The sequence below is a fragment of the Pseudomonas gingeri genome, from assembly GCF_013386165.1.
GTDB classification, from domain to species: domain Bacteria; phylum Pseudomonadota; class Gammaproteobacteria; order Pseudomonadales; family Pseudomonadaceae; genus Aquipseudomonas; species Aquipseudomonas gingeri_C.
Genome location: NZ_JACAOS010000002.1, coordinates 65927 through 80809, shown reverse-complemented (window position 1 = coordinate 80809; position 14883 = coordinate 65927). Strand labels below are relative to the sequence as shown.

The 14883-nt window shown below is 56.9% G+C and carries 17 protein-coding genes; 5 read left to right on the top strand and 12 right to left on the bottom strand.

The features are described 5' to 3' along the window. The first annotated feature begins 12 nt into the window (after positions 1 to 12). Both HX866_RS04150 and HX866_RS04145 read left to right on the top strand, forming a co-directional pair. Positions 13 to 1131, top strand: a complete 1119-nt coding sequence (locus HX866_RS04150; protein ID WP_177138198.1) for a HigA family addiction module antitoxin — start codon at positions 13 to 15, stop codon at positions 1129 to 1131. Positions 1132 to 1141: 10 nt separating this feature from the next. Further along, positions 1142 to 1627: a hypothetical protein gene (locus HX866_RS04145; RefSeq protein ID WP_177138196.1), complete on the top strand. Its 486-nt coding sequence runs from the start codon at positions 1142 to 1144 to the stop codon at positions 1625 to 1627. A gap of 462 nt (positions 1628 to 2089) precedes the next feature. Here HX866_RS04145 and HX866_RS04140 read toward each other — a convergent pair whose 3' ends face one another. Next, entirely contained in the window at positions 2090 to 2353 is a 264-nt protein-coding gene (locus HX866_RS04140; RefSeq protein ID WP_177138195.1) for a hypothetical protein, read from the bottom strand. Positions 2354 to 2546: 193 nt separating this feature from the next. Here HX866_RS04140 and HX866_RS04135 point away from each other — a divergent pair, with 193 nt between their 5' ends. After that, positions 2547 to 2846, top strand: coding sequence for a hypothetical protein (locus HX866_RS04135; protein ID WP_177138193.1), 300 nt, complete (start codon positions 2547 to 2549; stop codon positions 2844 to 2846). A 144-nt stretch (positions 2847 to 2990) separates the two neighbouring features. Here HX866_RS04135 and HX866_RS04130 read toward each other — a convergent pair whose 3' ends face one another. The 6 genes from HX866_RS04130 to HX866_RS04105 are packed head-to-tail and all read right to left on the bottom strand — an operon-like array spanning position 2991 to position 7979. Continuing rightward, the gene (locus HX866_RS04130) at positions 2991 to 3509 is read right to left on the bottom strand and encodes a DUF2514 family protein (protein WP_177138190.1); all 519 of its coding nucleotides are present in this window, start codon (positions 3507 to 3509) and stop codon (positions 2991 to 2993) included. Then, positions 3506 to 4117, bottom strand: a complete 612-nt coding sequence (locus HX866_RS04125; RefSeq protein WP_177138188.1) for a glycoside hydrolase family 19 protein — start codon at positions 4115 to 4117, stop codon at positions 3506 to 3508. The genes HX866_RS04130 and HX866_RS04125 overlap by 4 nt, the downstream gene beginning before the upstream one ends. 58 nt (positions 4118 to 4175) lie before the next feature. After that, on the bottom strand, positions 4176 to 4550 hold the full coding sequence (locus HX866_RS04120) for a tail fiber assembly protein (RefSeq protein WP_256344815.1): 375 nt from the start codon (positions 4548 to 4550) through the stop codon (positions 4176 to 4178). Then, entirely contained in the window at positions 4550 to 6241 is a 1692-nt protein-coding gene (locus tag HX866_RS04115; protein ID WP_177138184.1) for a hypothetical protein, read from the bottom strand. Before HX866_RS04115 ends, HX866_RS04120 begins: the two co-directional genes overlap by 1 nt. Before the next feature lie 8 nt (positions 6242 to 6249). Continuing rightward, positions 6250 to 6846 (bottom strand): YmfQ family protein, encoded by a 597-nt coding sequence (locus tag HX866_RS04110; protein ID WP_177138182.1) that lies wholly within the window; start codon positions 6844 to 6846, stop codon positions 6250 to 6252. 5 nt (positions 6847 to 6851) lie between these two features. Then, positions 6852 to 7979, bottom strand: coding sequence for a baseplate J/gp47 family protein (locus tag HX866_RS04105; protein ID WP_177138180.1), 1128 nt, complete (start codon positions 7977 to 7979; stop codon positions 6852 to 6854). A gap of 204 nt (positions 7980 to 8183) precedes the next feature. Between HX866_RS04105 and HX866_RS04100 the strand changes: the two genes are divergently transcribed. Next, positions 8184 to 8444 (top strand): hypothetical protein, encoded by a 261-nt coding sequence (locus HX866_RS04100; protein ID WP_177138178.1) that lies wholly within the window; start codon positions 8184 to 8186, stop codon positions 8442 to 8444. A gap of 77 nt (positions 8445 to 8521) precedes the next feature. On the opposite strand, the gene HX866_RS04095 is transcribed toward HX866_RS04100, so the two are convergent. From HX866_RS04095 to HX866_RS04085, 3 genes are read right to left on the bottom strand one after another with little or no spacing between them, the layout of a single operon-like run. Beyond that, positions 8522 to 8965, bottom strand: a complete 444-nt coding sequence (locus tag HX866_RS04095; RefSeq protein ID WP_177138177.1) for a phage GP46 family protein — start codon at positions 8963 to 8965, stop codon at positions 8522 to 8524. Then, a complete protein-coding gene (locus tag HX866_RS04090; protein WP_177138176.1) occupies positions 8962 to 9546 on the bottom strand; it encodes a phage baseplate assembly protein V in 585 nt (194 codons plus the stop codon). The genes HX866_RS04095 and HX866_RS04090 overlap by 4 nt, the downstream gene beginning before the upstream one ends. Next, positions 9539 to 10642 (bottom strand): phage baseplate assembly protein, encoded by a 1104-nt coding sequence (locus HX866_RS04085; RefSeq protein WP_177138175.1) that lies wholly within the window; start codon positions 10640 to 10642, stop codon positions 9539 to 9541. The genes HX866_RS04090 and HX866_RS04085 overlap by 8 nt, the downstream gene beginning before the upstream one ends. Before the next feature lie 22 nt (positions 10643 to 10664). On the opposite strand from HX866_RS04085, the gene HX866_RS04080 reads away from it, so the two are divergent. Further along, the gene (locus HX866_RS04080; protein ID WP_177138174.1) at positions 10665 to 11288 is read left to right on the top strand and encodes a hypothetical protein; all 624 of its coding nucleotides are present in this window, start codon (positions 10665 to 10667) and stop codon (positions 11286 to 11288) included. A gap of 100 nt (positions 11289 to 11388) precedes the next feature. On the opposite strand, the gene HX866_RS04075 is transcribed toward HX866_RS04080, so the two are convergent. Continuing rightward, the gene (locus HX866_RS04075; protein ID WP_177138173.1) at positions 11389 to 12819 is read right to left on the bottom strand and encodes a DNA circularization protein; all 1431 of its coding nucleotides are present in this window, start codon (positions 12817 to 12819) and stop codon (positions 11389 to 11391) included. Further along, the gene (locus HX866_RS04070) at positions 12816 to 14792 is read right to left on the bottom strand and encodes a phage tail tip lysozyme (RefSeq protein WP_177138172.1); all 1977 of its coding nucleotides are present in this window, start codon (positions 14790 to 14792) and stop codon (positions 12816 to 12818) included. The genes HX866_RS04075 and HX866_RS04070 overlap by 4 nt, the downstream gene beginning before the upstream one ends. Between the last annotated feature and the right edge of the window lie 91 nt (positions 14793 to 14883).

Below are 14883 nucleotides of genomic sequence, written 5' to 3'. Positions count from 1 at the left end.
AGAATTATTATTATGAGCGCACGCGTGCCTGCTGAAGTTTTTCCGCCGGGAGATTTCCTGCGGGAGGAGCTGGAAGCGCGAGAGTGGAGCCAGCAAGAGCTTGCAGACATACTGGACCGCCCGCCGCGCCTTATTAGTGAGTTGATCGCTGGGAAGCGAGCCGTAACGCCTGAAACTGCGAAGGGGCTTGCCGAAGCTTTCGGAACGTCTGCTGAATATTGGATGAGCTTAGAGAGTCAGTACCAGCTGTCTAAAGTTAAGACAGAGAACAGCAGCGTCGCTAGAAAGGCGAATTTGTATAGTAAGTTCCCGGTACGGGAAATGCTGAGGCGAGGCTGGATTCAAGCAAGTGAGAATCTTGATGTTCTTGAGCAACGGTTTTGTGACTTTTTCAACATTCCTACGCTACAAGACAATCCAAATCTGACCCACTACGCAAAGAAAACGGATGTAGCTTTAGATGTTAGCGCTCTTCAGCTTGCATGGCTCTTTCGTGTCAGGCTTATGGCTGACAGGCAGATCATCACGACTTATAAAAGAGAAAAGCTGCTAGCCGCCGTAGAAAGCTTGAGAACTCTCCTGCTCTCTGCTGAAGAAGTTAGACATGCCCCGAGAATTTTAGCGGAGGCAGGTGTTCGGTTAGTGTTTGTTGAGGCGATATCGGGTTCTAGAATTGACGGCGCCTGCTTTTGGTTATCAGAGGACAAGCCGGTGATCGGCATGACCTTGCGTTATGACCGGATAGATAATTTTTGGTTTGTATTGCGCCACGAGATTGAACACGTTCTGAGGGAGGACGGGCGGCACTCAAGCATGCCGATTGTTGACTTAGATTTAGGGTCTACTGATGGCGAGCTGGAAGAGTGTGAAAAACTTGCCAATGAGGCTGCTCAAGAATTTTGCGTTCCTACAAAGCAGCTAAACGATTTTGTGTCTCGTGTACAACCGTACTTTTCAGAGCAGAAAATCACACTGTTTGCTCAACGAATTAAGGTGCACCCTGGGATAGTTGTAGGTCAGCTCCAGAGAAAGCTCGATCGCCATGATTTCCTCAGAAAGCATCAAGTTAAAGTAAGAGGTTTCGTCCTACCTTCAGCGGACGCTGATGGTTGGGGATCGCTTTCAAGCTGATGGAGTATTTATGACTGCTTATTCCAACCAGATAAAACTGTATCTCGAAAGGTACAAAAAAGAAGTCGGTGATGATGGCTTGATTGATGCCCACGCCATCGCGGCATGGGCTTATAAAAATGGCCTACATAAGCCGAACACTAAAACAATTATCGACGCGATTGCTTCAGATATCTCTCAAGCTTTTCGCGAAGAATACAGAACCAACAAGAATGGTCAGCGCTACCGGGCAAAGCATGCCGTCAGGTCAAAGAAAGGGAATAAGACACTTTCGCTCTGGGCTGATATAGATGATGAGCAGGCACCTCGCGAGCACTTTGTGAGGTCCTTTGCTCAGCGCAGACAGCAAATTGTCGGTGATTGCTATCAGTTGAAAACGGATGTAGATGTCTACAACATGAAGGACCGTGCGCAAGAGCCGATCCAAATTGTTCTCGACTTCACGTACGACGTCGAGGAGCTACAGCTTCCCTTCCAGGACAGCGCTGCCGCTTAAAAAAGCCCGGCCCAGCGCCGGGCTTTTTGTTTCTGCCCTACCCCGCTCCGCCCATGCACTCTGCAGTGCTAGCAAGAGACGTCCCTGTCTGCTGGACAAGCTTTCGCCATTCCTCGCTAGTGATGAGGTCTGCGCGCTCCATGTCGTCGGCCCTCTTCAACAATATGAAATACTTGTCCTCCGCACGAATTTCGCTTACGGCCAGAACGAATAGCTTGCGCCAGGCCGTCATCGCCTGCTCTCGCCGTGCTTCTCTCATTGGAGCCCCTATTAGTATTCTATTGGGGGAGATGTGAGACTACTGGAGCGTTCAGTGCGGCACAGTGCTAAGCGACCAATGGTGGCTCCTTGCCATTAACAGTAAGACGCAGACGCAATTAAGGGAGAGATCGCATGCGCCTAAAAAAGGAGTTCGATGGCACGCCCATAGCCCAGGCCGGTGCTCCGCGATCCCTTCGCTGATCAATAGCAAGCCGAAACCGCCACTACCAACTCCCGTTCGTACCCCATCCTCTGACGTCGCTCGGCCAGCAAAGCCCTCACCTTCACTTCCAGTCTGTCGGCTTTCTTCAGGTCAGAGGCCGCCCAAGGCGGCACCACCACCTCCTGCGTCTTGCACGGCACAGGTACAGGCACCGCCACCTCCACCCGCACGGTGCGCACCTCCGGCTCCCGGGCCGCGCATCCCGCCAGCAACACCACCACACCCACCAGAAACGACTTCATAGCCCCAATTGGCTGCGCGTGTTTCGACGAATGAAATCGAGCTAGGCATAGGTAGTTTTAAACAACGAAAATCCTCTCGCCCCTATCTGAAATATTTGGTTACTCGTTTGCAATGTAGGTCGACTTGAAAGCCATCTAATTGCCACCATCTGAATAGATGCCCCAATTCGAGGGAGCTACCGAGCTGACGAACATGCCTGCACTAACCAGAGCTGACCTGAACTACGAGTACGAATGGACCGCCACGAAGGGCGATGATCCAAAAAAAACAGCGGGTGACAGCCATCATCTGAGCAGAAAGGAAGGGTATGAGATGCTTCCATACCTGAACTCGCTGACCGGGGAAGGCGGGGCCGATCTCAGCAAAAAGACGCGATTAATTGTTGAGTGGATGCTCCATGAGCACTACGAATCCACCGCCCCGAGTAGAGCCACGGTCACAGCATGGGTTAGCAAAAACTTCTCCAAGCTGAAAGATGGCTACCCGTTCTGATAATGTGTCACTCCATGGCTTGGTAGGACTTGCTCCTACCAGCGCCATACCGACGCATAGCAACCGCCGTCAGCTCACAGTCGATACTCTGCAGCAGGTAATTCAATATGCCCCCCGGCGTCCCTGCTGAACGAACACCCTTCCCTATTTCAGCTTCACCAGCGAGTCATACGCTGCCTCGCACGTCATGCCCCTGGCACGGGACTGATCAGCATCTGCCGCCAAGATTCCCGCTCTTTCATCAGCGCGCTTGAACACGTCGGCAAGCACTCTGGCGGCGTGGGCAGCTGCCTTGCCTGCGGCGGCAGTGCAGGAATTGCGGCCGGCCTCACTGGCTGCGAGTCGATTGGCGAGATCATCGGCTGCATCCCGCACCCGGCCAGACTCACGATTAGCAGCAGCAACGGCAGCAGTTGCCGTGTCGATGAACACTTGACCATTTTCCACCACCTTGTTGATTGCATTTTGCCGGGCCTGCTCTTTGTCACGCTCGGCGCGTTCGTTGAGTGCTTTTGCTGCCTGGTCGGCGGCGTCCCGCTTGTTCCACTCGGCCTGCCACCAGTCATTCCTGACCGTCTCGCCATGGTGGTAGGCGCCGAATAGCGCAGCAGCCACCAGGGCCAGGACAATCAGGTAGGGGGCGATTCGCCCCAGTAGAGTCATGCGAGCACCTGCTGCGCCGTCGCGTAGAGGGCCTGGCGGTCAGCGGCGCCGTTCTGGCCGCCGTTGATGCGCTGGGTGATCGCGTCGAAGCTTCCGGCGTCGGCCAGGCCGTTCAGGCCGTTGGTTGCCCAGTACCAGGCCGCCGACAGCGCAGCATATTGCGGCTGCGCCAACAGATCTGGGTTACCAATCAGATCAACGCCCAGGGCATCCCCGCACGCCTGGTAGTTGTCGCGCCCGGTGATCTGGATCAGGCCACGGCCACGGTAATTCCAGCCGTCGCCGGACGACGCATCACCGTTCCCCATGCGCGAGGCATAGGCGATATTCGCGATCTGCTGTGGCTGCCGGGCGACCTGCGCGGCTAGCGTCGAGGTGAATCGGCTTGGCCAAGTCGCGACCAGCGCCTGAGCCCCGTAGTTCAGGTTCTCGACCACCGACCGGAGCTGCCCGGACTCGTGCCCGACCTGCGCCAGGAAGGCGGCAATCCGCTGCGGGGTGATGATCTGATAGGCGTTCATGGCTGTATTGAGCAGAGGAACAAAAACGCCGGCAACAGGGCCGGCGTTCGGGAGGATCTGCAGCAACTGCTGCTGAGTAATCGGCATGGCTTTCTCCAGGCGCAAAAAAACCGCTCAATGGCGGCTAGTGGTGTTCAGATGCTGGTCATGCCGGCGGCGCTGGCCAGTCTATTGTCGTGGGGAATCCGGCCTGGGCCGAAACGCCATTGACTGCAACCCGATATTCCTTCCAGTTCTTCAGGTTTGCCGTGTCGGCGGCTGAGGCGGTTCCGAGATCGACTGCGTCTTGCAGCGGGGCGACGCGAAGTCCGGCGGTAGCCAGAAGCGAGTCACGCTGCGCATTCGCCGCGGCGATAACTTCCGCCGGCGTCGGTGCGTTTGCCGCAGCCTGTGCGGCTCGGAACGCAGTAACTTGGTCATCATCGGCAAGTTCAAAACCTGCCGTTATGAATGAATCTTGAGAACCGTCATCTTCAAGGGCCAACAGTTCGTTCGTAGCACTATTGATATAGTATTTCATTATCGAATCTCCCACCATGACACGATCGACCCAGAGGACTGGGTCACGGTATAAGTCTGCCCAGGTAAAACTCTGAATGACACACTATAATTTGTCGTTGGGCTGGCCATCGGCACAGATTGAATAGTATTACCAGCAACTACTGCTGTCATAAGTGACCCACCCGAGCCACTGTACCCGGTATAACAAACCTCGATTACCCTCCCTGTAGCATTCGGATATGACGTGCCAATTACTCTAGTTGAAGTCACATTTTGATAGGTCTGGCCGATGCCAAACCCGGACATATCGACTGCATACCAGCCGTTGGATCCGTTCGAAACCAGTGTAACCCATGCCCCCTGGGGTACAGCTACCGTGGTGTTGGTCGCGGGAAGATAAATGCTATCCGAGCCAGCAGCTGTAACGGTCATCCCGCCAGCACCATAGCTCCAAAGCTTGATGGCAGTCTTGGACGGCATTGTAGAAGATGCGGGCAGTGTGATTGTCAGCAGCGATGCGGAGTTTGCAATAATCACAGCCCCGGCGTGAGTTGCCGCAGTCAGTGTGGTGTTTGCAGTCGGCGTAAAAATACCGCTGAACTGAAAACCAACACCTTGGACAAATGCAGTAGTAGCCAGAGCTGTGGAGCCATTGAACTGCGCTGGAGTTACGCCTTGAGTCGAGTTTTCAATTGCAAACCAGGCCGACGCCCCATTACCAGCGATAGTGATGTAAGACCCTGTCTGTAGGGTAAAAGAGGTTCCTCCACCAGGGGAATAAAGGCCATCTGCACCAGCACAAATAAGAGTTATAGGCCCAGAATTAAAGTTCCAGAACTTAATAACGGTTTTTGCGGGCATCGACGATACCGCCGGCAGCGTGAGATTGATTGCCGATGAGCTATTCCCAACAATCAGAGCCCCCGCATGCGCAGCAGCAGTAAGCGTCATGCTCGCCGAGGCAAGCACAAGGCTACTGAACTGAAGGCCCACACCTTGTACGAAAGCGGTAGTTGCAAGGTTGGTTGAGTTGTCGAACTGTGACGGAGTAACACCTGACGAGTTCGGCAACTGGTCGAGCACCACCAGGTCGGCTCCGTCATAAAAGACGTCCGAGGTCTGGCCAGCGGCGATAACGGCCGCGATCTTCACGCCGGTCGCCGTGTATTGCTTCAAATTCTTCGGGCCGATTCCCGACACGTTCAGTGTCGGCGCTGCCCCGCCAGCCGCCGCGAATGCCACTTGAAAACGCTGGTTCGCCGCATATGCCGTGATCGCTGGCGAGGGAGTCAGCGTGAAGGCTGGTGCGGTACCGGCGGCGGTGAACGCGGTAAACGCCTGAGTCTGGATCCCAGCCGCCAGTTTTTGCGGGGTGATCGCGGTAGTGTTATCGACGCCGGCGGTCGCGAGGGCACTCGTGGCCAACTTCAGGATACCGGCCGATGTCTCGCTGGCAGCGCCTGCAGCACCGTTTTGTACGATCTTCGCAATCGCCAGGGCGAGTTGGTTGAACTGATTTTTAACAGGAGTAATCCCGGCGGCCGCCAGGACATTCAAGTTCTCCATCATGAGCATGTTCATGAATTCGGAGGGCATGATTGTCGCTGGCACGCCAGTAGCCGGGTTGCCGTCGGTGAAATAGCCGATCGTGCCCAGTGCGGTGCTGGCCGGGATAGCTGCGACCGCCGTTGAGTTGTCGATTTGATACATCTAGGGCCTCACGAATAGTGAAATTGCAGACGGGTATGCGATGGCTTGGCTTCGGTGAGTTCGCACTCGAGTACAGCGTTGCCCCAAGAGGCCAGCGGATCACCCATGGCTGACTGACCTGTGCGGAAGTGGCTGATGGTGTTCAGCTGGCAGTTGACAGCCCAGGTGAAGAACCAGTCGGCCCCCCCGAGTTGCTGTCCGCAGGTGCTTTGCCCGCAACGGAACGGTGCGTATTGAGTGACGGTAATTGCATATCCAAGACCGGCCGCGTATGCAGTGAAGAACTGGATGGACTGGCCGCCGGTATTGGTAAATCGAGCCACCACCTGGTTGCGGCGTCCCTGGAAGGTCGGCGACATCCCGGAGCATGGATCGGGAAGCCCAAGAGTCGCCTCCCACTCTGCGAGGAAGTTCACGGTTGTCGCCGGGAACATGTCGTCGAGCAGTCCTAGCGCAGAATCACTGATCCGTGTGAAGGTCGGAGCAAAGCAGGAGATAGCCTGGGCCTGAACAGATGTCAGGTCCTTCGGCCAAACCCGGCCGCGCGGCAACAGCCCGAGCAGCGCCGATGTGAAGTCGGCATCGGTATAAGACGGTTTTGGCATGATGATCAGCCGTAAGTAATGACGCCCAGGGTGGGCAGATGGCCGAGGGTGTTGGGGATATTTGCAACCGGGGACGTGATCACAAACCCTTGCGTTCCCGCGATCGCGGAAATGGCCGCCCCCACGTCAGAGACGTCGACAGAAGATCCATCAGCCAGCGGTGCGCCCTGGTCAAACAGAACTCCCGAGATTGCGGCAGCTACTGCTGTCCGGGTTGCGGTCGATGCGCCTGTGAGCCCGGTAATCGTCCAGGCAATTGGTTCAGCAATCGGCGCGCAGTGGTAGACCATGGCGGTCACCGGCTGCTGGATATAGACGCTGTTCGCGATGATCAGCTGATCGCCGGCGGCAAGGTTTCCAGATGTGGCCCGGTTGTCGCTCGATGAGATGCCGTTCGTGCCTTGCGGAAAGCCGCCATAGGCAGCGTTGGCATCATCAAGCATCGAGTACACAACCACGGTGCCGGTACCAAACCCGTTGGGCATACACCAGGCTCTGGTAACGCCAGGAACATCCAGCGCCCAGGTCACGTAGTCGTTGTCAGATCCACCGTTTGGGGTGCTCTGATATGCCGCCAGCATACGGCCGAAAAACGCCTCATCAAGTTCCTGGTCTGCGCCGCCGGTAATGACAGTGGTCACCGCGCCGGTGGATTGCACGCCGGTGATGGAAGTGCCCAGCGTCATCAGTCCACCAACCGGGGTATTCCCGGCCTCCCCTGCCAAATCAGCCGTCACCTGGACCACCAGGTTGCTCCCAGGGCCGACAGTAGCTGACGCCTGCGTGGTGAATGTCGCCGTGTCGCTGCGCACCACCTGGGTACCCGCAGGAACTATCGCCCCGGGCGTACCCGGGAACGTGACAGCACCCGACGCAACAGTCGGCGATTTTGGATAGACATTTTTCATGGCTCCCCAGGCATAAAGGAACTCGCCAGAGGCCGTATAGGGGACGCCCTGCTTGGCGATCCAGTCGAGGTAGCCGTAGTTGAGGTAGGCCAGCCCGGCGACAGCCTTGCCGGTGATCTGCAGATTGGAGAAACGCAGCAGGCCGTCGGCCGTCGGCAGGCCAGAGGTGATGTCCGAGGCCACGCGAGCGCGCAGGTCCGAGAGCGTGGGTCGCGGATATGGCATAAGTGGCTTGCTCCAGGCAAAAAAATACCCGCTCAAGGCGGGTTTAGTTGGTTACTCAGAAGTGGCTGTACGAATTTCCAGTAGCGCCTGGCGCAATAGAAATAGTAGCGTTCTGCCTTCACGCAATGGGATTTCCCGGTCCCTTGCCTGCAAGCCCAGGGACTGGGGCGCGCCAATTTCGGCGTATATAGCAAGGAGAGTTGAATGAGCAGCTTTGAAGGCGCACTAATAAAAGAGCAAGGCATCACCTTTGCGATCGTATTGGTCAAGCACCATGTGACGGGGTCTTCTCACGAATCCGGCAAGGTCCGCGAATCGTTCCAGCCACACTTTCCAGGTACGCCCGTCGTTCTGGCGTCACAGGACTCCCGAGGTACATTCCGGTATCAGGGTCGAACTGACTTGGTGGACTTTCTTGCAAGCGTTGATGCTTCTCGCATCCCGTGGAAGAAGTTTTCTTACTGACCATCAGTATGTGATTTTGCATACATCCTCCTAATTGCCTGGCTGCAACAATGCTGCCAGGCATCCGATATGAATCGCTAGGCCTGGTCCCAGACCCAGTTGTAGTTGAGCGCGCTCACGGAGCCGTCGCGATGCGTGATGGTGACGATGGCATTGAGCTGGCTGCGGCCGGCAATGACGGTGGCCGCGCTGACACTGAGGGCCACCTGATCATCGATGAGCCACTTCAACGCCTCTTCGATATAAATCTTGGCGGTGTTGGCCACGGCGGGGGTGAGCCTGGAGCGATCCAGCAGCCAGAGCCGTGAGCCGATGGGCACATCCTCACCAGCATCGCCCCACCAGCCGCGGCGATCGTCCCCGCCGTCAGGTGGAATATCGTCGTCATCGGCCAGGCGATCGGTGAACAGGCTGATCAGCACGGCGCTGGCCAAGTCGTCGCCGCTGGCCAAGGCACCGCCGCTGATCGACCAGTCGCCATTGCCGGTGCTTGCGATCCAGGTGGTGGTGATGTCGGTCATTGTTGTGGTGTCGGCGTGGTGGTGCCGCTCCCGTTGGTGTGCGCGTTGAACAGCACACGGTCGGCGGCCATCGTGCGCACGCCGTCGCTGACTTGGCCGGCGACATGAAGGTCGCCACTGCACGTGACCAGAGGCGTCATGAAATTGATTTGCTCCGCCGCGTTGATCGTGACCGTGGTGGCGTTGTTCACCGTCACCGGTGTGCCCTTGGCTTCTACGACAATCCCGCCTGACTGGGTCAGGTAGACCGACTTGCCCGCCAGGTCGTAGAGCATCGACTCACCCGCCAGCAGGTTGACCGGGCGGCTACCCTGGTGCCCAGTGGCCACGACAACCCCCTTGGATCGGTCGCCTCCCAGGAACACCACCAGCACGTCGGAACCATCAGGCGGTACAGAGGTAAAGCCAAACTCTGCGATCCGCGGGGTGCCGTCCCGCGTTTCCGAATCGTTGAGCTTCACCTGAAGTAGTTGTGCGGTTTTGCTGTCATTCGCAAAGGACACCCTCGCCCAACCAGCCAGAAGCTGTATGCGGCGCTGGAGGCCTTGAAGCACACTCGGCGTGTCAACTTTATTAACCATAATGCCCCTGCGGAACGTCGCCCCAGAGCGGGGTTAGGTTGATTGGTTGTGGCGCGAAAGCTTCAGGCGGCATCAGTGTGAGCTCGGCGGTTGTTCCTGAGTAATCATTTCGCTGAAAGGTCACTTCACTGATTAAGAGCAATGCAGAGGGAAGCTTTAGACGAGGAAGCGAAACCGGAATCAATGTATTAGGCTCCCACAGCGCGCCCGACAAGTCTCGCCAACTATCTACGATGACCTTAACCACTCTAGATCTTCCGAATCTCCGGACCGACTCCCACACCGCACGCTTTTCGGCGATATCAAGTCCCATACTGCCACTTTCGGAAATAATCACCATTCTCCGGTGACGCTTACAATTTATGTCCGAGGCAGTGAACTTAAGATTCCCGCTCGTTCCAGCATCCATAAACAAATCGGTCGACTGCAAGTACACATCATAAGTCGAGTAATTCAGATCAGCAGAATAATCTATATAGGCTCGCTGGACATTCACTCCCTCAGCGACACCACTATCCAGCTGTCGAGTTCCTACCCGGGATAAAAATAAGCTTCCATCAGGCAAGTCATAGGCCAGCACTGCCGAGAACCTGGACATGCGTTCGATGATATCGAACGGGCTTTCTCCAAGCATGATGTTGGTTTGCGGAATGATAGGCAGCAAAAACGATGAAACGTTGGTGGCTACAGCGATCCCTTCCGGAACCCCGTTAGGCCTTGGCCCGTACACAGCAGCGAGCTTCTGCGCAACCTCCAGGACGGTCGCGTTACTGATTTGACCGCCGGCCCACTCCGCTGCGCAGTCAACGAGGTCCGAACATTTCGACCGGCCATTGATTTGAATGGAGTGATCGCTTGGTCCGATGGAGGGCACGTAATGGTCGATATAGCCCGTGACGACAGGATCATCGCCAAGTCGCACCTGACAAGCATCGCCTGGCGACAGAGCGATCTTGTCAAATTCCCCTGGGTGGAGTTCCGTCATTCCAATGCTGAAGTCGCTGGGTAGCCTTTCGATGCCGCGCGTAACGCGAATATCGGTCCACCCGGTGATAGTCAAGCCACCGGAGGTTATGGTTAGATCATCAGAAACCATGGAAAACCCGTAGAAGGTAGGTATGAAAAAACTCTTAATTCTTGGGGCCAGCTTTAGCTACAACACGAAGAGACGCCAGCCAAACACCTGCGTCAAGCTGCGGCCAAGGCATCAATATCGACCAGCGAATAAACAAAAGGACCTCGTAATGCGCTTACTATCCCTCGCCACAACTCTCATTGGCATGACTATCGCAACGGCAGCTTCCGCAGGGTGGTATGTCGATACGAAAGACGACATCTTCTCAGGCGGGAAAAGTGCATTTCTGGCGGGTGACATTGACACCTACCACTCACTGATATTCGACTGCGACTCAGATCATCTGACGATGGCTATCGTCCAAAAGATAGCGAAGAATGATTTGGAGACAGGGAGCTTCAGAATACTGATCAAGACTGGTCAAGAAGCAATACATGAATTTCAAGGAGAGCTATCACAACGCAATGAAAAATACTCTCAGATAGCTACGACCGACGCTGATAAAGATGCACTCCTTAATATATTGAAGGGAATACGAGCTGCCAAGTCTAAAATTCAAGTCGGCGTGCAGCTCAAAGACTCTGATTTCAAATGGTCTGGAGTGGTTTCATCAGCGGGAGCTACAAAAGACGCTGACACATTTATGAGCGCTTGCAAGTTGAAGTGAATGCAAAAAACGGTGCTTACCTTGAGAGTAGCGTCAGAACTACCATCAAGGCTGCACAGGATCACACAACCTAGGGGGCATTGACGCTGGCAATGCCCTTTCATTTGGCCAATGCACTTACCATCGTCGGCATAAAGGCAGGATGAACCGGGTTAGCCTGCTGGATCAGCTCGTCAGCCCGGGTGGAGTCTCGGTAGAGACGATTGGCCATGGACAGGGCATTCATCGGAGCCCGGAAGGAAAACGTCTCCAGGCGTGGCAGCGTTGCACCGGCGGTGGTCAGATCGGTGACCACGGCCTGGCGCAGACCAATCAGCGCGTTATAACTCTCATCGTCCCCCGCATCCCCCGCCACCAACAACTCAGCGTCGATAAACCCAGTGACCACGCCCATGGTGCTGATGGCTTCGTCATAGGAGATCGGAACGTAGGCAGCAACCACCTGACCGATAGAAGCCAGGGCCGCCCGGCGCAGCAGTGCACTGGTGGCATCCTGCGCAACCTCGCGGGCCGCGCCGATAGCACCACCCCCGGCGAATGTTGCCGGCGTGAAGCAGGCCAGCGGCCCCAGCAGCGCGATCGCGTCACCCGGATCAGCGATGCTGGTCACCAGAGCATCCATAACGCCCTGCACGGCATCCGTGAAGGCGGTCCCGCTCGATGCATCCAGGTTCGCTGCGGCGCTCACCAAGGTATTCATGGCCGTGTCGACTGCCACGCGATTGGTGGTGTTCTGGGCGATCAGGTCGGCCATGGTCGCACTTGCGTTCCGGGCGTTCTTGCTGGTAGTGAGCGCGCTGCTGACGTTGCCGTTGGCATAGCGCCCAAAATCGCCAGTGAGCAATGCCCCCAGGCTGGTGATGCTGCGCACGTCATGGGTGATACGCCCGACCAAAACCTTGAAGTCGGCGATCACGCCCACGACCATCCCGACGATGGCCTTGCCGAACTTGATGACCCCTTCAACCGCATTGATCACCGCCGTAACGCCGCCGATCACCTTGCGAGCAAAGTCCAGTGCCGAAGATAGCCCGAGCGCAGCTGCCAGCTTGTCCAGCAGCGAACCGCTGTCCGAGGTGATGGTCGGAAAGACCCGGTCGCCAGACTCGATAAAGCTGAAGCTGATTTCAAAGTAGCGCCCCATGTCCCAGCGCTCGACAACGCTCAACCCCTCGGTCGGGACGCTGACCTTCAACGCCCCCAGGGTTGGATGCACCAGTGCGCCGGGGCCGGCCTTCTCCGCCGCAGCGACGAGTGCATCACGCTGCGCCAGGACACTGCCGCCGCCATAGACCAAGCTGTCGGTCACAAGAAAGCCGCTCATGCGAATCCGGCGCGTCGAGCGGCCCATGTCCTCGATGTACGGCTTATCTCGGCCAGGGTATTCGTGCATAGCCAGACGACGACCGAAGCGCGCATCGCCGCCATAGACTGCGAACGGCACGCCACGGAACGACGCCTGGTTGAGCATCTCGGTCCAGGTCTTGTTGGAGTCCTGGGCGATCTGGATAATGTCGGAAAGCAGGCTCATGCGATTGCTCCCACTCCGTTATATGCGATACGACTGGATGCCTGGGTGTTTCCCTGGGCTTTGACCTTGGCTGTAGTTCCCTCGGGCGCACCCTTCAGGTTCACATCAACCTGTATTTTCCCACCAGAACCGGCCCCCTGAGCAGCGCCTTGGGTATACGGCCCGTCAGGTGCTGGGTTTGATAGCATTTCCGCCAGCTTTCCACGCCGAGCGGCCTCCCAGTCCGCAGCGGCAGGCCGCTCATATTTTCTGGAAACAATCTCACCCGCTTCGCTCGCGGTCTTCGCGCCGCGCAACTGATCCCCGGCGGATTTCTCGGCGCCCTGTGTCAGTTCGTATTGAACAAAGCCCAGCTGCTCTTCTACGCTGGAGCCATGAATGCTTTTGCCCGCCCACTTCGCGAAAGCCTGCTGCCGGTCCTGATGCCACTGGCCAAGGCCGTAAGCGCGCCCACCATCACCATAGGCAGAAGGATCGAAGTTGCTTTCAGCGCCGAGGTTTACCGCAATGCCACTTGCCTGAGCTTTGGTCCAACCATGATCTTCGAAAAACTTGGACACCGACGTGGACTTGTCGCGACCTCCAGGAATCACTCCATTGGATATATCTGTGGTGGCAACAGCCTGCTTGGCTTCGTCATTTCCGAAAAACGCCAGGCCTCTGGCGATCTTGTCACCAAGCCACCCCTGGAATTTAGTTCCCTGAACAAAGTGATCGTTGATCAGCGTGCCAGCACCATAGCCAGCGGCACCTGCCGCCCCCACAAAACCTGCCTTGCCCAGAAATCCGGCAGCAGAGCTTGCGGTCAGCGCACCCTGCGCCGCAGCCGTAGCAGTAGCAGCGGCCTGCCATTGCCAGAGGATGCCGATGAAGGACAGAATCCCAGCACCGCCGGTGACCAGAGTCACGCCGAGCGAAATGACACCGGCGATCAGCCCGGCATTCATGACACCAACCACCAGCAGCGCGGCGTTCTCCCAGCCACCAAGCCAGTCGACGAGCTTACCAACGCCCTTGCCGAAGTTGATGATCCCGTCCCCGACCTCCTTCCAGTCGATCTTATTGATCCAAGTGGCAAAGCCCTTGGCCCAATCAGCGATGTTGGTGGCGATCAGTTCTCGGTTCGTCGCCAGCCAATTGGTGAACTGGTCAATCAACGGCTTCATGATCGGAATCAACTTGTCGCCGATCGCATTCTTGGTACCGTCGACGGCGATGTTCAGGCCAGCCAAGCTTTTGGAAAACTCCTTGCCCTGCTTAACCGCGCTGTCGCTCATGACGTAGCCGAGACGCCGGACGGTGTCCTCGTATTGCTCAATGCCCGCAGCGCCCTCGCGCAAGAACGGCAGCATGCCGCCCAGGCCCAGGTTGTTGGCAATCAGCGCCTGAACCTGGGGGCTCTTCTGTCCGGCCACGGCGTTGGCAATCGCCTTGTACTGACCGACCACATCCCAAGCCCCGTCCTTCGTTTTCTTGAGTCCGATGCCGAGCTTGTTGAGCATCAGCAACGCACCCTGATTTCGGCCCCACTGCGCATCCTGCATGGTGGTAGCCAGGCTATCCATACTGGCAGTTGTGGTCCCAGCGTCGATGCCGACCATCTTGGCGGCGCCCTGGAAGCTCTGGAGCTGCCCGGTAGATATACCGATACCGCGTGCACTGTTGTCGATTGAACGCCCCAGGTTGGCCCAGTTGTTGGCCAGGGCAGCGATACCCGCCACAGTCCCAACACCAGTGAGCGCAGCCATGGGCGCGACGATCATCCCAACGCTTCGGGCTGCGCCGCCGGCCTCGCGACCGATAGTGGTGAGGTTTTTACCGATTCGCTCAAACCCAAGCTCGCGACCGAGACTCTTGAAGGACTTGCCGACCTCTTCGAAAGGCCGTGTCAGGCGACTGACGCCATCATTGACCTTGCGAAATGTAGCCGTCGCCTTGTCTACGGCGCTGATGACTATTTTGAAGTCAGGCATTTTGATTACTCGTCATGCGAATGGCCTGCTTGTTCCATTCGATCAGCTCCGCCAGGGTGAGCGACCACGCATCGCGCGGCCCCCAGTGGTA